Raw genomic sequence first — 22208 nt, 5'->3', positions numbered from 1 at the left:
ATTCCACGAGTTGCCAGGTGAGGAACGCCAAATCGTCTCCCGATCATTACCATCGTGGAACCTGTCAACGGATCACAGCATGCCGCGACGCCCGGGAGCGAGGTCGGAATCATCTTCTATGAAGACGCGACCCCCCACGCCCTGACGTCGACGGTCGTCTCGGTGCGCCCCTTCGCCGCGACCTGCAGCGAGCCCGCCTCCGAGCGCTTGAAACCCGGGCAACGCGTCATGCTCGTCCTCGAAAGCGACGGCAAGTACGCCAAGGCCGAAGCCGAGATCGCCGAGGTGGTGCCCGACGGGGACGGGTGGCGGATCCAAGTGGGCCACTTCGGTTGGGAAGAGGTGGATCGCCGACGGTTCCCGCGCCACCCGATCGAGGCCTCCGTGTCGCTCCGATCGGTCATCGAGTCCGAAGACGGGGTCGAGGTCCAGCACTTTGGCGGCAAGACCGAGGATATCAGCCTCGGCGGCGTCTGGGTCGTTCCGGACCGGCCATTGACGCCCGGGGCGCTCGTCGAGATCAACATGACCCTCGGCACGCAACCCGTACGCATCCTCGCCATCGTCGCCCGCGATGCGGGACGAGGCGGAGTGGGGCTCGAGTTTCTCGACTATGTCGGCGGAGCCCGGTACTACCTGCACGGCTTCCTCAACAAAGGCGAAGCCGCTTAACCGGACGGCTCGGGCCTGAACGGCCAGTGCCCCTCGAAGACCGTTTCGGCGGGACCGGTCATCAACACCCTCCCGTCCAGGGCATATTCGATCTCCAACTCGCCGCCGGGCAGCCGCAGCGTGGCTCGGCGATCGCTTCTTCCCGTGAGGAAACCCGCGACTGCGCACGCGCACGCACCGGTGCCGCAAGCCAGCGTCGCACCCGCCCCGCGCTCCCACGTCCGCTGGAGGAGCGTCGAACGATCGAGAACTTGAACGAAGTGGACGTTGACCCGGTTGGGAAACGCTTCGTGGTGCTCCAGCTCTGCACCCAACCGGGCCAGCGGGACGGCCCCCGCATCGTCGACGAAGAGCACGAGGTGGGGGTTGCCCATCCCGACCGCCGTCCCCGACAACGTCGTGTTTCCCACGGCGATCGGCTGGTCGACAAAACGCTCGTCGGGGGCGCCCGTCATGCCGATGGCGCCTCGCGTGAGGCGGGCCGGCCCCATATCGACGCGCACGCGTCGATCCTCGAGCAGATCGAGCGTCAGGCGCCCGGCACCCGTATCCAGGGCGATCTGGGGCGAATCGGCGTGGCCGCGCTCCTTCAACAACCGTGCGACGCAGCGGACGCCGTTGCCGCACATCTCGCTCTCCGAGCCGTCCGGGTTGAACATCCGCATGCGGAACACGTCCGAGGGCCGGTCCACCACGATGAGGCCATCGCCGCCGACGCCGAACCGCCGGTCGTTGATTGCACGTGCGAGCACTGCGGCGTCCCTTCCCTCGAGCGGGTTGGACGCCACGGCGTCGACGACCACGAAATCGTTTCCGATCCCGTGCATCTTCGTGAAGGGGATCACTCGTCCTCGGGCGGCGCGTGATGCTCGGACGGCGGGTGCTCCGTGTTTCGGTACGTCCCAACGGTTCGTGCGGGCACGATGGTCGCCACCGCGTGCTTGTAGACGAGCTGGGTGGGTTTGCCGGGTGTTTCCAGCAAGATCGTGAACGCGTCGAACCCGCGGACCTGACCGCGGAGCTGGACGCTGTTCGAGAGGTAGACGGTGACGCCGATTCCTTCCTTGCGCACCTGGTTCAGGAACATGTCCTGTAGATTGATCGATTTGCCCATTCGGCTATTTCAACTCCTCGCGCCGAGCGCGAATCAACTCCATCGCGCGCCCAACCGGCGCGCATTTCAATCCTCCCTCCAACGGGTGGAGGTTTGGCTCCGCACGCATCCACGTGCGTTGCCTCTTAGCATATTGCCTCGTCGCACTCGCGATCTGCTCGATCGCTTGGCTTCTCGACAAAGTACCCCGCAACATTGCGGCGATGTCGCGGTAGCCGATCGCCCGCATTCCCGGGGCCGATTCTGCAACCCCCGCGTCGAGCAACCCGTGAACCTCTTGAGCCCATCCTTGCTCGAACATCGACTCCACGCGCGCGGCGATCCGCGCTTCCGCGGCCTCGCTCGGAAGCCAGAGTCCGATTTTTACCTTGCCGAAGGGGGGAAGTTGAAAGGGGGCGGGTTGTGCATTTGAGCGCAATTTCTCCAATTCGCGCTTGACGCGCACGGGATTCCTCAAATCGATCGTCGCCGCGCGCTCCGGCGCCAGGCGCTGCAGTTCCGCGGCGAGCGCGCCAAGCCCCTCGTCGCTTTCGCGCGCGGCGAGCTCCTCGCGCACGCCCGCGTCCGGAGGGCCCGCGAGCTCGGCATACTCCTCGAACAGTGCGCGCAGGTACAAGCCCGTTCCCCCGACGACGACGGCCGAGCGGCCTGCACTCCAGAGGGTCTCCAACTCGTCCAGCGCCAGGGCGATCCACTGCCCGACGCTGAAGCTATCCTGCGGATCGACCACGTCCAGGAGCGAGTACCGGTCCCGAACAACGGGTTTGGCCGTGCCGATGTCGAGCCCGCGGTACACCTGGAACGCATCGGCGTTGACCAAGCCGGCGTCCAGCTCGTTGGCGAGGGCCTCGGCGAGCTCGGACTTGCCGGATGCCGTCGGCCCGTACACGCCCACGAGGACCGGCCGACCGGAGTGCATGGCGACGCTACTCCTTCAGGATCTTGACGCCGTACTTCTTGCCCTCGACCGGCGAGACGTCGACTTCGTTCTTGACGGTGAAGGTCTGAACCTTCTTTTCCCGGCGGAACACCCCGCTCGCCTCGACGCGGTCGTCCTTCTTCGGCGCGGGTGTCAGTTCGCCGTGTCCGTACACGTTGAGGTTCTCCGACTTGCCCTTGAGCTGGAGGGTGAAGTACTTGTTGCCGGCACGGGAGGTCTTCTGCTTGAACTCGACGACCTTGCCGGTGACCGTCACGGGCTTGCCGTCGTGCTTCGCCGCTTCCTGGAGCAGCGCGTCCACGGTGAGGGCGTCCGCGGCCACGGCGAACATGACGCCGAGCGCGAGCAGTGCGAGAAGGGGTTTGGCGGGTCGCATAAGGATCAATACTCCAACAAGGCGGTGATGGGATAGCCGAGGAGATTCTCCCGGCCCTTGAGGAAGGAGAGCTCGACCATGAAGCCGAAGCCGCACACGCTGCCGTTGAGGCGTTCGACGAGCCGCGCGGCCGCGGCGGCCGTTCCTCCGGTGGCGAGCAGGTCGTCCACCACGTAGGCGCGTTGGCCGGGGTCGATGGCATCGATCTGCATCTCCACGGTGTTCGTCCCGTACTCGAGGGCGTACTCCTCGGAGATGCGGTCGAACGGGAGCTTTCCGAGCTTGCGGGCCATGGCGAACGGCAGGCCGAGCCGCAGCGCGATCGGCACGCCGAACAAGAACCCGCGGCTCTCGATGCCGACGATCGTCTCGGCGCCGCGGGCCTTGGCGTCCTCGCACAGAAGGTCGACGACCTCGTTGTACGCCGCCGGGTGCTGGAGAACGGGCGAGATGTCTTTGAAGATGATTCCCGGCTTTGGGAAATCGGGGACGTCCCGGATCAGGGTGGTCGCTAGGAGTTCGGCCATGCCGCCGAGACTATACCTTCGGGGCCGACCCGGAGCCCACGGACGGCGCGACCCGCTCGGCGACCGATTCGAGTTCGAAGAACTCCCCGTGTTTGGCACCCATGGCCCCAGCGACGAGGCTGCTCGGGAAGGCTTCGATCTTGATGTTGAGGTCGCGCACGCACGCGTTGTAGTACTGGCGGGCCGAGGCGAGGTGCTTCTCGGTGTCCGCCAGCTCGCGCTGGAGGTTGAGGAAGTTCTCGTTTGCTTTGAGTTCGGGATAGCTCTCGGCCAACACGAGGGCCTTGACGAGGCGCTCCCCGACCTGTCCCTCCGCCGCGGCCTTCTCGGAATTGGGCACGTTGAGTTGGATTGCCCGCGACCGCGCCTCCGCCAGGCCCTCGAGCACAGCCGCTTCGTGCGACGCGTACCCCTTCACCGCGGCGACGAGGTTCGGAATGAGCTCGGCCCGACGCTTCAGGTACACGTCGACGTCCGACCAGGCGTTGCGGACCATCTGGCGCAGGGAAACGATGGCGTTGTACTGCGCGATGACGAGGGCGAGCACCACGGCGAGGGCGGTCAGGGCGATCCACATACGATGGAGGAGACGGTGGAGGACGCTCCCAGGTTGCCCCGTTCTCATCGAGGAACGGCCGCTTTGCCTCGGCGCGGGTTAGACTGGTGCGATGGTCAACGAGGAACGCTTGGTCTCCCTCTTTCGCGAGCTGTGCCTGATCGACGCGCCCTCGCTCGCCGAAGCCGAGAGCGTCGCGCACGTGAAGGGGATCTTGACCGAGATGGGCCTTCGGGTCGAGGAGGATCGCGCCGGGGAGAAGATCGGGGGAAACGCGAACAACCTGATCGCCTGGTTGGACGGCAACGTGCCCGGCGCGCCCAAGGTGTTTCTCTCCGCCCACTTCGACACGGTCGAACCCACCCGCGGGCTTGAGATCGGAGAGCGCGACGGCGTGCTCTTCAGTGAAAGCGACACGATTCTGGGCGCGGACGACAAGGCGGGCATGGCGCCGGCCATCGAGGCCGTGCGCGCCCTCATCGAGATCCAGCCTCCGCATGGCGACGTGTGCCTCCTCTTCAGCGTCGCCGAGGAGATCGGACTCAAGGGGGCGGCCGCCCTGGATATCGCCTCGCTGGGCCTCGATTTCGGCTACGTGCTCGACACGGGTCCGCCGGTGGGCTCGTTCGTGACGCGAACGGGTTCGCACGACAAGCTGGACGTGACCATCCTCGGCAAGCCCGCCCACGCGGGAAAAGACCCCGAGAAGGGGATCAGCGCGATCGAGGTCGCCGCGGAGGCGATCAGCGGGATGAAGTTGGGCCGCATCGGGCCCGAGACCACGGCGAACATCGGCGTGATCGAGGGAGGAACGGGAACCAACATCGTGTGCCCGAAGGTGCACCTGCGTGCCGAAGCGCGGAGCACGAGCGTCGCGGAGCTCGACGCGCAGATCGACCACATGGTGTGCCGTTTCGAGGCGGCCGCGGAGAAGTTTGGAGCCCAGGTGATCATCGACCACGCCCGCCACTACGGGGGCTATTCGATCGAACCTCAGGCGAAGGTGGTCGCCGTGGCGGCGGCCGCCGCGGGCGAGCTGGGTTTCGGCGCAGAGCTGCGCACGACGTTGGGAGGCAGCGACGCGAACGTGTTCAACGCCGCGGGCGTGCCGTGCATCGTGTTGGGAACGGGGATGCAGCAAATCCACACGCACGACGAGCATGTGTCGCGGGCGGACCTGGTGCAGACCGCGCGGCTCGCGTACCGCATCCTGGTGAAAGCAGGCGAGGTTTGAAACGCCGCGGGACGCAATGTTTCCGCCGAACGCGCCAGAATCGGTGGAACGACCGTCTGGTCTACAGGAACGAGGAGGATTGAGGATGAGTTCGAGGAAGATGCGAGGGATTGCCTGCGGCGTTTGCGCGTTGGCCGCGACGGCCGCGATGGCGCAGGACGCCCCCACGAAGGGTCTGTCGGTCAAGTTGGGTTACCTGTTTCCGGGCCACGTCAGCGCGCGGGCCGAGGGCAAGCAGTGGCTCGTCGCCGGGCTGGAGTACCAGCTTTCGGAGCGCGCGACCCGAAACGGGACGCGTGCGACCACGGTTTCGGCCGATTACCACTCCAAGGGCGACTTCCGAAGCGTGCCCGTGTTGTTCAACGTCGTCACGAGGAACGCCGAGTTCTACTGGACCGCGGGCGCGGGCGTGACGTTCGCGCAGGTTCCGCGCACCTCGACCTCGGGCAGTTCGACGATCACCCGGACCGAGGATTCGACGCGCTTTGCGTACTCGTTCGGTGTGGGGAAGGAGTTCAAGCAGTTCGGGAGCGACATGTTCGTCGAGGCGCGCTACTTCGGATCGTTCGAGGAGCGCGTCAACGGGTTCGCCGTCATGGTGGGCTTGAGGTTCTAGCGCCTCGGGCCCATCGTTCGCCACAAGGCCCATCGGGAACGACCCCGAAGTGAACCCTGCGTCGTCGGGAGCGTCTTTACCGTGGAACGATGGAGTTTTGCCTTGAGGCCATGGGACTGAGCCCCGATCGACGCGCGCAGGCGGCAACCGAAGAAGCGCTCGTCGAGCGGTGCCGTCGTCGGGACGTGGAAGCGTTCGGCAAGATCGTGGACGCGTACCAGAGCCGCGTCTTTGGTTTTGTGCGTCGGATGGTCGGCGACGGCGAGGACGCCTCGGACATCGCCCAAGAGGTGTTCATTCGAGCATTCCAGAGCATCCATCGATTCGACGGCCGCTCTTCGGTGCGGACGTGGCTCTTCCGCATCGCGCACAACCTTTGCGTGGACCGCGCGCGTCGCTCGCGACGGTCGCCTGCCGAGATGCGGCTCGATGCGTTCCACGGCGAAGAGGAGCCCTTCGAGATCGCCGATCATCGCGGAAACCCCGAGGGGGCGGTGTTGGACGACGAGTTGGCGTTGGCGATGGAGCAGGGGATCGCCTCGCTGAGCGACAAGTTGCGCTCGGTGCTGTTGCTGCACGATCGGGACGACCTCTCGTACGAGCAGATCGCCGAGGTGCTGGGCGTGCCCGTGGGAACGGTCAAGAGCCGGCTGTTCCTTGCGCGGGCGCACCTTCAGGCCGTGATGAAGGCCTACGTGGATCCAAAGGATTTGGAATAGGGACATGGAGTATTCGTTGATCGAGTTGGCGTCGCGGGTGGAATCGGGCATGGCGACGCAGGAGGAGAGGGAGCGGTTCGAGGCCGCGCTGGAATCCCGTGGCCAGCAGCGCGTCCGGGAGCAAGTGCGCGCCCTCGCCGAGGACACCCCGAGCCTCGAGTGGCGAAGCCGATTGAACGAGCGCCTGCGGTCGCTCGCCCCCAAACCGGCGCGTCCGTGGTTCCTTCGTCCGACGGTGGGCCTGGCGGCCGGTGCGGCTCTCGCCGCGGCGCTCTTCTTCGCGCAGCCACGCCCGGTGCCAACGGGATCGGGCGCTTCAGAGCCCTCGCTCGAGGCGTCGCTCATCCTGACGCACCGCGAGACGGTCCGCACGACGGACATCGCCGGCGTCGGGCTGACCCCGCACGATCTCGCCGCGTCCCACCGGCCGGCTCCGGCGGCCTCGCCGTACGATTGGAACGAACTGGATTTGGAAACGCTATGAGCCCCACCCGAACCTTGAAACTCGGTGCCGCATTCGGCGCGTTCTGCGCCCTGGCGGGAACCGTCTCTGCGCAAGGTGCGCTGCCCGAGGCCCTCCGGAACGCGATGGCGAACGGCCCCAAGCTCCGCTACTCCGGGACGCGGATCGTCGAGTTCAAAGTGGGTTCGGAAGTGACGCGCCACGTCGAGTTCGTTCGCCGGGACGGAGAACGGACGCGCATCGAGTTCCCGCCGGATTCCGAATTTGCGGGCCAAGTCATCGTCGAGGACGGCAACCGTCGCCGGCACTTCATGCCGGACACGAACGAGATCCTGACGCTTCCGGCTCGGCGGGAGGAGGCCTTCGAAAGGCTTCGGGGCATGTTGCAGTTGGTGCGCCAAGGACAGCTCAAGGTGGAGGCGAGTCCGGGCGGGCCGGTGGCCGGGTTCCGAACGCAGAGTGTCGCGCTTTCGGACCCGAACGGCAACGTGGTGCAGCGCCTGTGGATCGACCCGCGTTCGGGAATGATCCTGAAACGCGAGATCTTCGACCGCGTGGGCACGCGCCTGGGCTTCTTCGAGTTCACGACCGTCCAGCTTGAGCCGATTTTTAGGCCGAACGAGTTCGACCTTTCCCGGCGCGGCGCGCGCGAGGTCACGCCCGAGATGCAGATGCGGCGGCTCGCCAAGCAGTCGGGCCTTCCCGCGGCGACTCTTCCTGCCGATGCCGGGTTCCAGCTGGAATCCGCGCGCCTCCTCCGGCTCGGCGGAGAGCCGGTGCTCGCGCAGACGTATCTGGGCCGAACGGCCCGGCTCTCGCTGTTCATCGTCAGGAACCGGGTGGACGAGCGCCGGATCCGAACCTTGGCAGGGCAGGATTTCAACGTGCAAATCTGGACCGCGAACAACGTCACATACGCTCTGGTCGGCAGCGTTCCCAAGCCGCAACTGGCTGCGATTGCCCGCAGCATGAACCGCTGACCACCCGTCAGACGTATACTCTTTGACCGTGGCGACGAAATCCGTAGGCCGAAGACGCCGCAAGGCGCGCAGTCCGTGGGCGCGCCGCATCAAGACCTCGCTCTCGTTGATCCTTTTGCTGGGATTGGCGGGCGCGACCGTGCTCGGCGTGGTCATGTCGATCAAGCTGCGCGAGGCGCAGGCTCGGATCGGGTCGCTCCCCGACGTGATGGCCGAGGTGAGCCGCAATCCCTCGGTGATCGTGAGTGCGGACAACAAGGTGCTCTACTCGGTGAGCTCGGAGTACCGGCAGCCCGTCAAGTTCGCGGAGATCCCGAAGATCGTGATCGACGCCACGCTGGCGGCCGAGGACAAGCGCTTCTACGAACACCCTGGGGTGGACTACTGGGCCGCTGCCCGAGCCGCGGTGGCCAACGTCCGCGATCTCCGGACGAGCCAAGGGGGAAGCACGATCACCATGCAGGTGGTCAAGCGCGTGTACACGAGCACGGAGCGGTCCGTCGGCCGCAAGCTCGACGACGTGGCCTTGGCCATCGCCGTCGAGCGTCAGCTCAACAAGAACCAGATCCTCGAGCTGTACTTGAACCAGATCTACTACGGCAGCGGCGCCTACGGCATCAAGTCCGCCGCGGACGTCTACTTCAGCAAGCCGCTGGACAAGCTCACCGTGGCGGAAGCGGCGTTGCTGGCCCGCTGCGTGCGCCGCCCGAGCGACGAAAACCCCTTCCGCTCCCCGAAGCGCGCGATTGAAAACCGCAACGTCGTGCTCGGCATCATGCGCGACGAGGGGATGATCGACGCTAAGACCTACGACAAGGCGATCCACGAACCCCTCCGGCTGAACCCGCGACCGCCGGGAACGGGCGCCCGGCTGATCCGCGCGCCGCACTTCGTGATGGCCGTGCTGGACGACGAGCTGAAGAAGCGCATGCCCGGACTCGACCTCTCGCGAGGGGGCTACCGGATCGAAACGACGCTGAACACCGACCTTCAGGAAGAGGCAGAGAAACAGATCGCCGACCTGGTGAGGAAGAACCGCTCGCGGAAGGTGAACAACGGCGCGTTTGTGCTCCTGGACCGGGACGGACGCGTGCTCGCCATGGTCGGCGGCGTGGACTTCCACAAAGACCAGTTCAACGCGGTGACCCAGGGGCGCCGGCAACCCGGATCGAGCTTCAAGCCGTTCGTCTACGCGACCGCCCTCGCCTCGGGCGCGATCGGCCCGCGCGACTCGATCAGCAACGACCCGTATTCGCTCACCGATCCCGTCACCGGCAAAGTGTGGTCTCCGAAGAACTCGGGCGGGCACACCGGGGGGAGCGTGAGCGTCCGTTCGGCCATCGCCCTCTCGATCAACATCCCGGCGGTCCGCGTGATGGAGAAAGTGGGCCCGTCGGCCGTCGTTGCCGCCGCACGGAGCGTGTTCGGCTTTCACTCGGAACTTCCGGCGGTCATGTCCCTCGCGCTCGGCTCCGGCGAGGTCTCGCCCCTCGAAATGGCCGAAGGGTACAGCGTCTTCATGCTGCACGGCGACCGGTTCGAGCCCTTCATGATCCGGCGCGTGATCGGACCGGATGGAGAGGTCGTCAAGGACTTCCAGCCCAACATCCGCCGCAACGTGCTCTCCTCCGAAGTGGCGTCGCAGATGGATTCGTTCCTGCGCGTCGTGGTGACCAACGGGACCGCGACCAAGGCCCGGGTCATCGACAACGCCCGGGGGAAGACGGGGACGACGTCCGACAACAAGGACGCCTGGTTCTGCGGCTACACCGACGAGCTGATCGGCATCGGTTGGGTGGCGAACCCCCAGCGCGATGGCAACCGATGGACCTACGAGCCGATGGCGTCGAGCGTCTTCGGCGGCAAGGTCACGATCGACGCCTGGGTCGGCGTGATGAAGAAGGCCCAGGCCATGTTCAAGGACGGCTCGCTTCGCAAGCGCTTCGACGGGAAGACGGAGTACGTCGACATGTCCGTGAAGGACGTGGTGGTCGAACCGCCCCCGATCCCCGACGAGAATCCGCCGCCTGACGAGCAGGACGGCTTTCCCGACACCGTTCCCCCGATTGGAACGACCCCCCCGATCGGCAACGAGCCGCCGCCGGACGATCCCACGCGACGCACCGAGCCTCCTCCCCGCGAAAACCCGCCGAACGGCGAGGGGCGCCGCCGGGAGGAGCAGACCGTTTCGGTCGAGGTCTGCGTCGACAGCGGATTGCGCGCCAACCGGTACTGCCCGGAGACCGTCACGCGGAAATTCGCCGTGGGCAAAGAGCCCAAACGCACCTGCAACCTGCACGGAACGCATCGCTGACGCGTAGAACAAAGCGATGTCCGTCATCCATGCGCCGAGGGAGCCCGAACTCGATGCGCGCCACGGGCTGTTTCCCGCGCTGCTGCTGGCCGCCTTCGTGGTCCTGCTGATCCGGCTGTGGTACCTCCAGGTCGTCGCCGCCTCGGATTTGAGCGAACGCGCGCAGTACTTCCAACGCGTGTCCGTATCGCAGCTCGCGCCTCGGGGTCTGATCTACGACCGCAATGGAACGGTGTTGGCGAGCGTCGAGCCACGAGTGGTGATCTCCGCCCGTCCGGCGGTGGTCCGGCAGAACCCCTGGGTGATCGACAAGGTTGCCGCCATGCTGGCCACGGACCCCGAGCAGTTGCGCGAGAAGGTGAAGGCCGCCGCGTGGCGCCCGTATCTGCCGGCGCCGATCCACATCGGCGCCTCCATCGAAGTGGCCACGCGGATCGCCGAGGCGGGGTCCCACCTGCCCGGCATCGAGGTGTCGACCCAGCCCATGCGGGCCTACACCGACACGCTGAGCCTCGCCCATGTGCTGGGGTACGTCTGGACGCCCAACGGCGACGATGTGAAGCGATTGGCGGACCAGGAGCTCAAAGCCGCGCCCTACGTCGGGAAACTCGGGATCGAACGCGTGTACGAGAAGTACCTGATGGGCGAACCCGGCAGCGAACGTTTCGAAGTCGATGCCAAGCGGCGCCCCACCCGAACGGTCGGGCGGGACAGCCCCGTTCCGGGCGAACGACTGATCCTCAGCATCGACTACGACCTGCAACGGTTGGCGGTCGACCTCCTCAAAGGAAATCGCGGCGCGATCGTCGCCCTCGATCCCCGGACCGGCGAAGTCCTGTGCCTGGCGAGTTCGCCAAGCTACGACGCGGCGATGTTCGAGGGAGGCATCAGCCAAAAGGACTGGAAGCAGCTCAACGACGATCCGGGTCATCCGATGATCAATCGGGCGATCGGGACGTACCACGCCCCGGGATCGACGTTCAAGATCGTCACCACCTTGGCGGCGATGCGGGCGGGGGTTTTCGACCCGAACCGCACCGTCTATTGCCCCGGCTACTACCAGGTGGGCAATCGTCGATCGAAGTGCCTCGGCCACCATGGGACGATCACCTTTGAGCGCGCCTTCGAGAAGTCCTGCAACACCTACTTCTCCGATCTGGCCATGCGGGCGGGCAAGGATGTGATGCGCGAGACCGCTCTTCTGTGCGGCTTGGGGACCCGGACCGGCATCGATCTCATCGGCGAGACGCCCGGGGTCGTGCCCACCGACGAGTGGCTTGCGCGGTGGCGCGACCCCGTGCGGTGGTACCCGGGGGACACGGTAAACTTGGCGATCGGCCAGGGCGAGGTTTCGGCGACGGCCCTTCAGATGGCGTTCCTGGCCAGCGTGGTGGCCAACCGAGGGATTGGTTACCGCCCGCACCTGCTCCGCGCCCGCCAGGAGCCCGGGAACGATGGGAAGCTCCACGAGGTGCAGCCGGAGGTGGCGCACGAGGTGGACGGGGTCAGCGCGGACGGCTGGGCCCGGCTGACGCGCGCCATGGGGTTGGTGATCTCGGACGGAACGGCGCGCGCGGCTCAGATTCCGGGCATCGAGTGGGGAGGCAAGACGGGAAGTGCCGAGCGGCGCGGCCAGCAGATGACGGACTCGTGGTTCGTCGGGCTGGCACCGCTCGAGGCTCCCCGGATCGTCGTGTGCGTCAGCGTCGAGAATGTGGGACACGGCAGCGATTTCGCCGCCCCGTTCGCCCGCGACATCGTCAGGCGCTACCTGCTGGGCAAACCCGCGAGCGCTTCGCCAAAGGCCGAAACGGAAGTTTCGGCGACGCCGGCATCGTCGGAACGGCCCAGCTCGCGGTAAAGCGCGGCCAGGGTCTGGGCGTCCGCTTGAAAGGCTTCGAGCTCCTTGCGAAGCTCGTCGATGCGCGAGGGGTCGGCGGCCCCAGACTCGACCTGTTGGGTGATGAAGGGGACCGTTCGCGCGGCGTATTCGAGCCCGCCTGCAACGGCGGGTGCCAGCGCCGTGACCTTCTCCGCGGGCGATCGGGCGCCCTGGGCAAGGACGCGCCGCGCCGCGTACGTCTCGGTCGGCACGATCTCCGGAAGGGCTCGGACCGTGAAGTACGGAGTGGATTCAATGGCGACCAGTCGCCGCGCATCGTCGTGGGCGCCGGCCCGATCCCCGATTTCCAACCGCAGCTCCATGCGTTGGCGCAGGGCCAGCAAATTGTTGGGATCGAGCAGGAGCGCCCGGGACAGGGCCGCTTGCGCCGCGTCGGCTTGGCCGTCGGCGACCAGTTCCGCGGCCAGCGCGCGCTCGTTCTTGGGCGAGGGGCAGATTCTCGCGGCGCGCTCGAGGAGGGCGACGCGCTCTTTGGGCGAGGGCTCCAACAGCGCCGCGAAGCGCCACGTGTCGCCATCGCTCGCGGCCCAAGTCTTGGCGGTAGAAAGAGCACTCTGGGCTTCCAATCGGTCCCGACGGACCACGGCCCCCACCAGCCGTCCAAGAGCGAGCTCCGACGCCGACGCGAGGATCGCCCCCACCCCCAGGGCGATCGCCAGGGCGATGCCGATCCCCTTCCATCGGGGAGCCAGGTACTCGGGCGTCACCGCGTCGGAGCAGAGCTCGGTGCCGATGCCCAATAGGGCGAAGAAAGCGAAGCCGATGCCGAACTGGTACAGGTCGCTGTCGAAACAACTGTGGGCGGCGGAGCCGACGAGCGCGGCCGCCACGGCGATCCTCAGCGTCCGGGTCTGGCCGGGCAGCGTGGAATCTTTGCGGAGGGATTCGCGAAGCCAAAGCACGCCGAACAGCACGAGCAGCACGGCGGCGATCGGACTGGCCTCCACCGCCAGTTGGAGGAAACTCTGATGGGCGAAGTGCGTCTGCGGGGTGATGCCGGGTTTTGCCGACTGGTAGCGGTAGGTTCCCATCCCGTACCCCAGCGGGTTGGTTCGCACCAACGCCACGGCGCTTTGCCACAGGTTCTTCCGGAACGTGAACGACTGGGCTTCGGTTCCCGACGTGTCCACGACCCGGGCCAGCGCACCCTGCGGCGCCTTTCCAGCCGTGGCACCCCCGCCGCCTCGCTGGGACGCCATGAGCAGTCCTCCCATGGCGACCATCGCGACCAGGAGTACGCCGAGACGAACGGCAAGGGCCGCGCGCTCCGCTTTCGCGGACCGCAGCGGCGCCAGCATGAGGAAGAGCGCGAGCGCGACGCCTCCCCCGATCAGCCCTCCCTTGCTCTGGGTCAACAGCAGGGCCAGGGTGATCAGACACGCGGCGATTCCGGCGAGGAGTCGACCGAGTCGCTCGGACGTGACGGAGAGGGCCATCGCCAGCGGGAGCCCGAGCAGGAGCATGCCCGCCAACGCGTTGGCGTTGACCCAGCCCGCAAAGATCCGCCAGCTTGGGTCGATCTGCCTCATCTGCCCGTACTCGACGAGCCCTTTGAGGCTGAGGAAGGCACATCCCGCCACCAAGGCGGCGAGGAGCGCCCGTGGGCCCAGTCCCCTGCCCGCCAGCGCCACGGAGGCGAAGAACGCCGCGAAGTAAAACCCCCACTCGACGAGCTCGGCCAGGGTCGACGCCCGGTACTGGGTTCCCGCCGAGGTCACCAGGAGCACCCCCGCCAAGAGCAGGAGGACCGACGTGAGACGCGCCGCGGGCAGCTGGATCACCTTTCGTCCGATCAGGGCGACCAAGAGCCCCAGGACGGCCATTAACCCGAGGAACACGTGGGCGGTGGTTGGGCCGTCCCCTCCGACCGCCGCTGCAAGGGCGCCGATCGCGTCGGCGGGAAGGGGCCGGGGCTCCGCGGCCACCTGCCCACCCAGCAAGGGGGCCAAGAAGAGGGGAACGGCGAGCCAGAGCCAAGGTGGAAGGGTCCGAGTTTTCGTCAAGCTCTGCGCCTCCGAATCTCGTCGATTTTGTTCTTGACGATGAAGCTGCCTGCTCGCGCCGCCAGGGCGATCGCCGCGCCCAGCCAAGCGAAGGGGCGAAGGGGCAGGACGATCGTGGGCAGCATGTTCTTCGTGTAGAAGCGCAGCATCGAACGGTGGAACCGACCGATCATCCGGTTGGGCGCCTTGTCCGTGCTCCGCCCGATCGCGTGGGTGACCACGGCGTCGGGCACGTAGACGACCTTCCAGCCGTGCTTCCACGCGCGGAAGCACCAGTCCACGTCTTCGCAGAACATGTAGTACTCCGGATCGAACGTTCCAATGGCGTCGATGAGTTCCCCCGAAGCAAACAGCGCGGCACCCGACACCCAATCCACCTCGCGCGGCGTCTCGTGCGCCCAATCGGCCATGAGGTACTCCCGGGTGAAGCGGTTGTTCGGAAACCAGCGGCCGATCAGGGTGTTCCGGAACAGTGCCGCAACGGGGTTGGGGAAGCGGCGACAGCTCAATTGGAGCGACCCGTCGGGATTCAGGATCTTGGGTCCGAGAATGCCGGCCTCGGGATGGGCTTCGCAATAGCCCAACAGCGTGCGCAGGGCGCCAGGGTGGACCTCGGCGTCGGAGTTGAGCAGGAACGCGTGGCGTCCCTTCCGCTCGGCCATCGCCAGGTTCTGGCCGCCGGTGAAGCCCAGGTTGCGGTCCATACGGAAGAGCCGGACCCAGGGAAACTCCCGTTCGACCATGTCGGGCGAGCCGTCCTCCGAGTTGTTGTCCACCACAAGGACTTCGAAAACCGCCTCGTCGCGCACGCGCTCAAGGCTGGCGAGGCACACGCGAAGGTCGTCCTCGGTGTTCCAGCTGCATATCGTGACGCTAAGGTCGAAATCCGGCATGCACTCCTCGCGCGCGCACCAGCGCGGCGCCCCAGACCACAAGCCCGAGGAGGCCGAAGGCCGGAGCCTTCCACCAGACCCCGTGGTGCTTCCACAGGTAACGCAGCAAGCTCCGGTGCGATTCCCAGATCATGCTCTTTCGGACCTGGCGCGTGCTTTCTCCGCCGTGGTGGATCACATGCAGATCGGGAAAGTACCAGCAAGCGAAGCCCTCGTCTGCGAGGCGCCTGAGCAGATCGACTTCGTTGAAGAAGATGGGGAACCGCTCGTCGAACGGTCGCCGGGCGTCCCCGACCGCTTCGAGGGCCGAGCGCCGGAAGAGCAGGTACGTGCCCATGGGTTGCGGGGCGGGGGACGCGGCCTCGTAGTCGAAGGCCGGCAACCCGTAGCTGCCGAACACGCTGTTCGGGAACGCCCTGCCGAGCCCCGTCAGCTCGCCGAGGATGCCCAGGGCGCTGGGGAAGCCGCGGACGCTGCGCTGGGTGTTGCCATCGAGCCCGACGAGGCGTGGAGCCAAAACGGCCACATCGGGGCGCTCCTCCATCTTGTGGACGCTTCGATCGAGCGTGTCGTCTTCGAACGACGTGTCGGGGTTCAGGGTGAGCAACAGATCGCCTTTCGCCCGCTCGAAGAGGGCGTTGTTCCCGGCCGCGTAGCCGACGTTGCGCACCGATTCGACGAGTTGGACCCAAGGGTGGTCCCTGCGGACCATCTCGGCGCTGCCGTCCGAGGAGGCGTTGTCGAGGACCAAGACCTCGAACGGGGAACCTGGCCCGTATTTTTTCAGGGATTGCAGGCACTCGCCGAGCACGCTCTTCGTATTCCAATTCACGACGAGGACACTGAGCATCGGCGGCGCAATCGTACCCCGTGCGCATCGAGAACAGGGTTCGGATCGTCTCTGGTTTCAGAGAGACAACAGGGCAGGGACGGGCTTCGCGATAGTGTAAGCGACACTACAGTCATTGACAGGAACGTGCCGACAATGGTATGGTCCCGGAGACTGTCGGCGGGGAGTGGGTTGCGATTCGCTCCGTAAGGGAAAGCCCAGGCAAAAAGGAGGATCGACTTGCGCATTGGGATATTGGCCCTCGGGGCTGTAGTTTTATCGGGTGGACTTGTGCTGGGTTTGGCGGACGCCAACCAGCCTGCGAAGAAGCCTGCGGCCAAGAAGCCGGCGCCTCAGGCAAAGCCGGTGGTGGAGGCCAAGCAAGCTCCCAAGGCGATCACGCACGTGGTCCGCAACGGTGAGAGCGACTGGACGATTTCGAAGAAGTACGGCGTCACGGTCCATGACATCCACCTGGCGAACCCGGGTGTGGACTGGCTCAAGCTGCAGATCGGCCACGAGCTGACCATTCCCAACGGATCGGGCCCGGTCGCAGCCCCGCCCAAGCAAGCCGCTCCGAAGCAGGCGTCCGCCAAGCCGGCGGCGGCTCCCACCGGAACCTACGTGGTGCGGAAGGGCGAGAACGACTGGCTGATCGCTTCGCGCCTCGGGATCACGCGCCAGCAGTTGGTCGCGCTCAATCCGAAGGTGAACTGGGATCGGCTCCAAATCGGTGCGAAACTGATCGTTCCGAAGGGCAAGATTCAGAACGCCGTGGACACCGGCGCGATCCGCTCGCGTTATGCGGCCATCAACGCGGAGAGCGTGATCATCCGCCGAGGCCCCTCGACCAGCGCCGGCAAGGTGACCCAAGTGGGACGGGGAACGCGCGTCACCGTTCTCGATCGCGAAGGCTCCTGGTACAAGCTTAAGTTTCCCAAAGGCACCGTGGGATGGGTGCGGGGCGACCTGCTGAAGTCCGTGAGTTCGGCGCAGGTGGCCAGTCGGACCACCAGCACGAAGAGCAGGAGTTCGGCGACGGCCGGAGCGAAGAACAAGAAGTTGGTCGTGGCGAACACGAGCGGGAAGGGCATCGTCGAGAGGGCGCTCGGCTACCGGGGCGTCCGGTACAGCTACGGCGCCGCGTCGCGGTCGGCCACAGACTGTTCGGGTCTGACGAGCCAGGTCTACCGGGCGGCCGGCGTGGCCTTGCCCCGCACCAGCGGGGAGCAGGCCAAGGTCGGTCAGGCCGTGGGCAAGGCGTCGCTCAAGAAGGGCGATCTCGTCTTCTTCAAAACCAATCGCGGCACCCGGATCAACCACGTCGGCATCTACATCGGCGACGGCAAGTTCGTGCACGCGAGCAGCGGCGGCGGAAAGGTGAAGGTGGACTCGATCAACGAGGGCTACTACCAGCGAAGGTATGCGGGCGCCCGCCGAGTCGCGGTGACGAAGCCGGCAACCGAGACGAAGAAGGAGACCGCCCCGGCGAAGAAGGAAGAGACCGCCCCGGCGAAGTCGGCCGCCGTGAAAGCCGCCGAGAAGAGCGAGGAGCACAAGGCGGACGGAGGCTAGAGTCGCCCGGCACGATTCTCTGGCAAAAGGTCCGCCTCGGAGGCGGACCTTTTGCGTTGTGGGCGACGGCTCCTTGAGTTCGACTCGGCCGATGCGCCAGAATAGAGCCTCTGCTGGGCCCGGTCGTCTAGTGGTTAGGATGCCGCCCTTTCAAGGCGGAGGTCGCGGGTTCGAGTCCCGTCCGGGCTACCAGATTCCCTTCAAGCACCCTGAGATGGGCGAGGTTGCGTCGCGACGAGCGGCCGTCCGCTCTGTCCGGGCGACGGCTCCCAGTGAAGCCACTCGACTTCGGGGAGGCACCGCTCCATGGCGTCCCTCAGGGCGACGCACCCAGGGTTCTCCGTCGCGAAGTGGCCCGCCTGGATGAGGGAGAATCCACACTCCGACGCCTCGAGCGCGTTGTGCTGGCGCACCTCGCCCGTCACCAGCACGTCCGCTCCCGCTTCTCGGGCGGCCCTCCACTCTCCATCGGCCGCACCTCCGACCAGAGCGACCCGTCGCACCTGGAGGGCGGGATCGCCCCATGCCAACGACCGAGTGTCCAGCCGCTCGTCGCACTTCTCGACGAACGCGCCGAACAGCATCGGTTCTCGAAGGGTCCCCACGCGGCCGGTGGGCATCGCGCGATCCGGTTCGAGGACGAACCAGTCGGCCGCCGGCTCGTCGTACGGATGGGCTCGCTTCAACGCGGCGCGAGCGGCGGCAAGCCGCTCCCGCGGAACGCGCATCTCCACGCGCAGCTCGTCGACGTGCTCGCGCGAGCCGACCGTGCCGACCATTGGATTGGCGCCGGGTTGCGGCTCGTAGGTTCCGCGGCCCTCGCCGAAGAACGCGCACCGCTGGTAAGCCCCCAGCGTCCCGCAACCGGCATCCGCGAGGGCGTCGACCACGCTCTCGGCGTGGCTCGCCGGAACAAACACCACGACCTTGAGCTCGGAGGACTCGCCGGCGGCGCCGAACGGCGCACACGCTTCGACGCCGAGCAGCCGAGCCAGCGTGTCGTTGATTCCGCCCGGTGCGGCGTCCCAGTTCGTATGGGCGGCCACGAAGGCGATGTTCGAGGCGAGCAGCAGCGAGAGCGCGTCGCCCGGCCGCGAAGCGGGATCGATGCGCTCCACGGGTTCCCAAATGAGTGGGTGGTGGGCCAGCAGCAGCTCGGCGCCGGAAGCCGCCGCGAAGCCTGCTGCTTCGCGGCTGCTGTCGAGGGAGACGACCGCGCGTGTCAGGGCCGCGTTCCGGTCGCCCGTCTGAAGTCCGATACGGTCCCAAGCGAACGCATACCGCTTGGGCGCAACGACCTCCAGGGCCTCCAAAGCATCGGCAACGGTCGCCATCGCTACGCTTTCGCCTCCTTGCGCGTGCCGGGCTTGGTCACCGGGATCTCGGCGAGCCAATCGGGGAGCGAGTCCGCCGGGTAGCTCACCGCCTCTACGCGGTGCGCGGCGAACAGGGGACAGCCGAAATCGGGTTCGGTCTCCGAGCGGTCGATGAGCACGCCGACGCCCTTCGGGACGGCCCCGGCCGCATCGACAAGCGCGAGCACCTCGCGCACTGAGCGTCCTGTCGTCAGGACGTCGTCCACGACGAGAACGCGCGCACCGGGACTTAGTGCGGCGCCTCGGCGAAGGGTGCGCACGCCCTCCTCGCTCTCCACGTACAGAGCGGGCAATCCCATTTGGCGGGCCACCTCGAACGCGATGATGATTCCGCCGGTGGTCGGCCCCATCACCACGTCGACCTGGCCGTCGAAGCGTTGCGCGATTTCGGCGCAGAGCGCGCTGAGGACCCGGGGCTGTTCCAACACCCTGAACTTCTCGAAGTAGACGGCCGAGTGTCTCCCGCTCGTCAGCAGGAAGTGGCCGTGCAGGATCGCGCCGGACTCTTCGAGCAGGGTGGCAAGCTCCGTCACAGGCCGTACAACCCTCGGTACTTCGTGTTGAGGCCCTCGAGCAGATCGTCGGCTCCCATCGGTTTGCCGGTGACTCGCTGCACCAGCTCCTTGGGCGGGAAGCGCTTCCCCTGGCGGTAGATCTTCTGCTGCAGCCACTCGAGAATCGGAGCGAACTTGCCCTCGCGGATGAGCGCGTCGGTGTCCCCAAGATCCTTCTGAAGGACTCTCCATATCTGATAGGAGAGCAGGTTCCCCATCGAGTAGGTGGGGAAGTACCCGATGAGCGCGCCCGACCAGTGGACGTCCTGCAGGCAGCCGTCCGCATCGGTTGGAGGGGTGACCCCGAGGTACGCCTCGTACTTGGCGTTCCACGCGTCGGGAAGGTCCTTGACCGCCAGCGAGCCCGTCAGCAGGTCGCACTCGAGTTCGAAGCGGACGAGGATGTGCAGGTTGTAGGTGACTTCGTCGGCCTCCACGCGGATCAGGCTGGGCTTGACCTTGTTCACCGCTCGCGTGAACGAATCCACGTCGTACTGCGCGATCTTGGGGAAGGTGGCTTGGAGGTTCGGCAGGAAGCACTCCCAAAACGGTCTGCTCCGCCCCACGATGTTCTCCCATAACCGGCTCTGGCTCTCGTGCAGGCCCAGCGAAACGCCGCCCGCAAGCGGCGTTCTGTCCCAGGCGAGGGGCGAGCCCTGCTCGTACATGCCGTGACCGGCCTCGTGGAGAGACCCGAAGATCGCCGAGCGCAGATCCTTTTGGAATCGAGTGGTGAGCCGGACGTCCGAGACGGACCATCCGCCGCAGAACGGGTGCGCGGCCGTGTCCTGCCTCCCCCTCTCCATGTCGAAGCCGATGGCTTTGACCAGCATCTCGGTGAACGCCTTCTGGCCCTCGGTGGACCACTCGCCGGTGAGCCCGGAGTCGTCGGGCTGGTTCGGCGAGGCGGCGATCTCCTTCACCAGGGCCACAAGCGGCTCCTTGATCGCCTCGAACATGCGCCGGGCGTCGGCTGCCGTCGCTCCCTCCTCGTACTGGTCGAGCAACGCGTCGTAGATGTGATCCGTGTAGCCCAGGTACTCGGCCTCACGCCGGGCGATCTCGAACATCCTCTCCAAAATCGGTGCGAATCCCGCGAAGTCGTTGGCCTTTCTGGCCTTGACCCACAGCTCGTGAGCCTGGGACGAGAGGCGTGACTTCTCGGCGACAAACTCGGCCGGCAGTTTGGTGCTGAGGTCGAAGTCCCGTTTGACCACCCGAAGCATCGCCGCGTCCTCGCTGCCAGGATCGACTTCGCCGGCCGCACCTTCCAGCAACGCTCCGGTCTGGTCGCTCGCGAAAAGCTCGTGCCGCATGCGGCTCAGGATGCCGACGTGCTCGGAACGGGCCTCGCCGCCGCCGTGGGGCATGTACGTCTGCTGGTCCCAATCCATCATGCCGATGGCGGAGTTGAGCGCATCGACGTCGTACATGCGGCTCTTCAGCCGCTCCAAGGTTGTGGACATGGCCCGATTATGACGCCTTGCCCCAGGCTCAGGGACGCGGCATCCGCGCCTCCACGGGCAGAAGGGGTGGGAAGGGCGCGTGCGGCTCGGTCTGGTACCAGTAGGCCGTGCTGGAGTAGTCGTTGGACAGCTTGTTGGCATGGCCGTGCTCGATGGTCACCCGAATGCTCTCGTGGAAGCGGACGGGATCCTCGATGTGATAGCGATACATCGAGTTCTTGCCGCTCCAAGGCCACTCCGAATTCCCCGAATAGAGGGTCAGTCCGTGATACGGGGCGTTGTACTCCTGTCGGGGGCAGAAGGCGGTGTTGAAGTAATCCTCGGTTCCGGTCCCGTGGAGCGAAGGGGGCCAGGATTCCCCATCGATGAAGATCATGTCGTCTCCCTCTCCGTACCAGTCGTTGCCCTGGCGCTCGAACACGTCCACGTCGAGGTGACAGCCCACGTAGACGCCCGATCCGCGCGCTTCGAGAATCACGTAGTTGTCCTCGCCGGTGACGTTCGGTTTCCGACTCCAGATCTCCCACAGGTTCTCCCCGTCGAGCCGCTCGGTCAGCCAGCCCTCGGTCTTGGCTTCCCGGCGCCACTCGGCGTGGAACCGTCCGACCTCGGCTGGAGGCGGGGCCTCGTGCTCCTCGTAGTCGATGTAGAAGTAGACGTTCGCGGCGTTCTCGCACTCGCTGTGCAGCTCGATGCGGGCGCTTGAGAAGGGCATGGGCCACCAGCAGTTCATGCCACGCCCGTCTTGGGGGCTCATCTGAAGGGGCGCGCTGACGAAGTTCTTGAAGATCCCGTGGCCGATCCCGAAGAAGTCTCCCAACGGCACCTCGACGCTTGGCGAGTCCTCGCCGTCCCACCACATGCGCAGCACCATGCGCCTTGGGAAGAGGTCGTCGTTTCCGACCGTCATCCAGATGTGGCGTACGACGCCGGGTTTGGCCGTCTCAAGCAGGGTGAGCCGTCGCCCGGGTTCGAGGGTCCACCAGTCGGAGTTGTTGCCGCTGGGGTCGAAGCTCGAGGAGCGCTTCGAGCGATAGGGGCGAAGGATAGGCAGCGCGCCGAGGGAAGAGGAACCGAACATCGGTTCGAGCATACATC

General features: G+C 66.3%; 22 protein-coding genes and 1 tRNA gene. 10 read left to right on the top strand and 13 right to left on the bottom strand.

Annotated elements, in window-relative coordinates:
- Window positions 1-54 precede the first annotated feature (54 nt).
- The gene (locus M9921_01440; GenBank protein MCO5295498.1) at window positions 55-672 is read left to right on the top strand and encodes a PilZ domain-containing protein; all 618 of its coding nucleotides are present in this window, start codon (window positions 55-57) and stop codon (window positions 670-672) included.
- Here M9921_01440 and dapF read toward each other — a convergent pair.
- Genes dapF through M9921_01410 form a run of 6 tightly spaced genes read right to left on the bottom strand, consistent with a single transcriptional unit; the run spans window position 669 to window position 4206 of the window.
- Window positions 669-1517 (bottom strand): diaminopimelate epimerase, encoded by an 849-nt coding sequence (gene dapF, locus M9921_01435; protein ID MCO5295497.1) that lies wholly within the window; start codon window positions 1515-1517, stop codon window positions 669-671. The genes M9921_01440 and dapF overlap by 4 nt on opposite strands.
- The gene (gene hfq, locus M9921_01430; protein ID MCO5295496.1) at window positions 1514-1786 is read right to left on the bottom strand and encodes an RNA chaperone Hfq; all 273 of its coding nucleotides are present in this window, start codon (window positions 1784-1786) and stop codon (window positions 1514-1516) included. Before hfq ends, dapF begins: the two co-directional genes overlap by 4 nt.
- 4 nt (window positions 1787-1790) lie before the next feature.
- A complete protein-coding gene (gene miaA / locus M9921_01425; GenBank protein MCO5295495.1) occupies window positions 1791-2705 on the bottom strand; it encodes a tRNA (adenosine(37)-N6)-dimethylallyltransferase MiaA in 915 nt (304 codons plus the stop codon).
- 7 nt (window positions 2706-2712) lie between these two features.
- Window positions 2713-3102, bottom strand: a complete 390-nt coding sequence (locus M9921_01420) for a hypothetical protein (protein MCO5295494.1) — start codon at window positions 3100-3102, stop codon at window positions 2713-2715.
- A gap of 5 nt (window positions 3103-3107) precedes the next feature.
- A complete protein-coding gene (locus tag M9921_01415; GenBank protein ID MCO5295493.1) occupies window positions 3108-3629 on the bottom strand; it encodes an adenine phosphoribosyltransferase in 522 nt (173 codons plus the stop codon).
- Window positions 3630-3639: 10 nt separating this feature from the next.
- On the bottom strand, window positions 3640-4206 hold the full coding sequence (locus tag M9921_01410) for a LemA family protein (GenBank protein MCO5295492.1): 567 nt from the start codon (window positions 4204-4206) through the stop codon (window positions 3640-3642).
- Between the two features lie 91 nt (window positions 4207-4297).
- On the opposite strand from M9921_01410, the gene M9921_01405 reads away from it, so the two are divergent.
- The 7 genes from M9921_01405 to mrdA all read left to right on the top strand — a co-directional run bounded on the left by M9921_01405 (window position 4298) and on the right by mrdA (window position 12372).
- Window positions 4298-5419 (top strand): M20/M25/M40 family metallo-hydrolase, encoded by a 1122-nt coding sequence (locus M9921_01405; GenBank protein MCO5295491.1) that lies wholly within the window; start codon window positions 4298-4300, stop codon window positions 5417-5419.
- A 100-nt stretch (window positions 5420-5519) separates the two neighbouring features.
- A complete protein-coding gene (locus M9921_01400) occupies window positions 5520-6035 on the top strand; it encodes a hypothetical protein (GenBank protein ID MCO5295490.1) in 516 nt (171 codons plus the stop codon).
- Between the two features lie 89 nt (window positions 6036-6124).
- On the top strand, window positions 6125-6754 hold the full coding sequence (locus tag M9921_01395) for a sigma-70 family RNA polymerase sigma factor (GenBank protein MCO5295489.1): 630 nt from the start codon (window positions 6125-6127) through the stop codon (window positions 6752-6754).
- A 4-nt stretch (window positions 6755-6758) separates the two neighbouring features.
- Entirely contained in the window at window positions 6759-7238 is a 480-nt protein-coding gene (locus M9921_01390) for a hypothetical protein (GenBank protein ID MCO5295488.1), read from the top strand.
- Window positions 7235-8197, top strand: a complete 963-nt coding sequence (locus tag M9921_01385) for a hypothetical protein (GenBank protein ID MCO5295487.1) — start codon at window positions 7235-7237, stop codon at window positions 8195-8197. The genes M9921_01390 and M9921_01385 overlap by 4 nt, the downstream gene beginning before the upstream one ends.
- Before the next feature lie 28 nt (window positions 8198-8225).
- Window positions 8226-10511, top strand: a complete 2286-nt coding sequence (locus tag M9921_01380; protein ID MCO5295486.1) for a PBP1A family penicillin-binding protein — start codon at window positions 8226-8228, stop codon at window positions 10509-10511.
- Window positions 10512-10527: 16 nt separating this feature from the next.
- Window positions 10528-12372: a penicillin-binding protein 2 gene (gene mrdA / locus M9921_01375; GenBank protein MCO5295485.1), complete on the top strand. Its 1845-nt coding sequence runs from the start codon at window positions 10528-10530 to the stop codon at window positions 12370-12372.
- On the opposite strand, the gene M9921_01370 is transcribed toward mrdA, so the two are convergent.
- Genes M9921_01370 through M9921_01360 form a run of 3 tightly spaced genes read right to left on the bottom strand, consistent with a single transcriptional unit; the run spans window position 12279 to window position 16160 of the window.
- Window positions 12279-14417, bottom strand: coding sequence for an O-antigen ligase family protein (locus M9921_01370; GenBank protein ID MCO5295484.1), 2139 nt, complete (start codon window positions 14415-14417; stop codon window positions 12279-12281). The genes mrdA and M9921_01370 overlap by 94 nt on opposite strands.
- Window positions 14414-15310 (bottom strand): glycosyltransferase family 2 protein, encoded by an 897-nt coding sequence (locus M9921_01365; GenBank protein ID MCO5295483.1) that lies wholly within the window; start codon window positions 15308-15310, stop codon window positions 14414-14416. The genes M9921_01370 and M9921_01365 overlap by 4 nt, the downstream gene beginning before the upstream one ends.
- Complete coding sequence (locus tag M9921_01360) at window positions 15291-16160, bottom strand: glycosyltransferase family 2 protein (protein MCO5295482.1); 870 nt, start codon at window positions 16158-16160, stop codon at window positions 15291-15293. The genes M9921_01365 and M9921_01360 overlap by 20 nt, the downstream gene beginning before the upstream one ends.
- A gap of 270 nt (window positions 16161-16430) precedes the next feature.
- Here M9921_01360 and M9921_01355 point away from each other — a divergent pair, with 270 nt between their 5' ends.
- Both M9921_01355 and M9921_01350 read left to right on the top strand, forming a co-directional pair.
- Window positions 16431-17714 carry an NlpC/P60 family protein gene (locus tag M9921_01355; protein ID MCO5295481.1) on the top strand — a complete coding sequence of 428 codons (1284 nt, stop codon included), beginning with the start codon at window positions 16431-16433 and terminating at the stop codon, window positions 17712-17714.
- 116 nt (window positions 17715-17830) lie between these two features.
- A tRNA-Glu gene (locus tag M9921_01350) sits at window positions 17831-17906 on the top strand.
- Between the two features lie 8 nt (window positions 17907-17914).
- Here M9921_01350 and M9921_01345 read toward each other — a convergent pair.
- From M9921_01345 to M9921_01330, 4 genes are read right to left on the bottom strand one after another with little or no spacing between them, the layout of a single operon-like run.
- Window positions 17915-19048, bottom strand: a complete 1134-nt coding sequence (locus M9921_01345; protein ID MCO5295480.1) for a Nif3-like dinuclear metal center hexameric protein — start codon at window positions 19046-19048, stop codon at window positions 17915-17917.
- 2 nt (window positions 19049-19050) lie between these two features.
- Window positions 19051-19623, bottom strand: coding sequence for an orotate phosphoribosyltransferase (gene pyrE, locus M9921_01340; GenBank protein MCO5295479.1), 573 nt, complete (start codon window positions 19621-19623; stop codon window positions 19051-19053).
- Window positions 19620-21110: a carboxypeptidase M32 gene (locus M9921_01335; protein ID MCO5295478.1), complete on the bottom strand. Its 1491-nt coding sequence runs from the start codon at window positions 21108-21110 to the stop codon at window positions 19620-19622. Before M9921_01335 ends, pyrE begins: the two co-directional genes overlap by 4 nt.
- A gap of 28 nt (window positions 21111-21138) precedes the next feature.
- On the bottom strand, window positions 21139-22191 hold the full coding sequence (locus tag M9921_01330) for a DUF2961 domain-containing protein (protein ID MCO5295477.1): 1053 nt from the start codon (window positions 22189-22191) through the stop codon (window positions 21139-21141).
- Window positions 22192-22208: the final 17 nt, after the last annotated feature.

It is taken from the genome of Fimbriimonadaceae bacterium, assembly GCA_023957775.1.
Classification (GTDB): Bacteria; Armatimonadota; Fimbriimonadia; order Fimbriimonadales; family Fimbriimonadaceae; genus JAMLGR01.
Note: the sequence above shows the minus strand (reverse complement) of the source record. Positions and strands in the feature narration are given on the sequence as shown.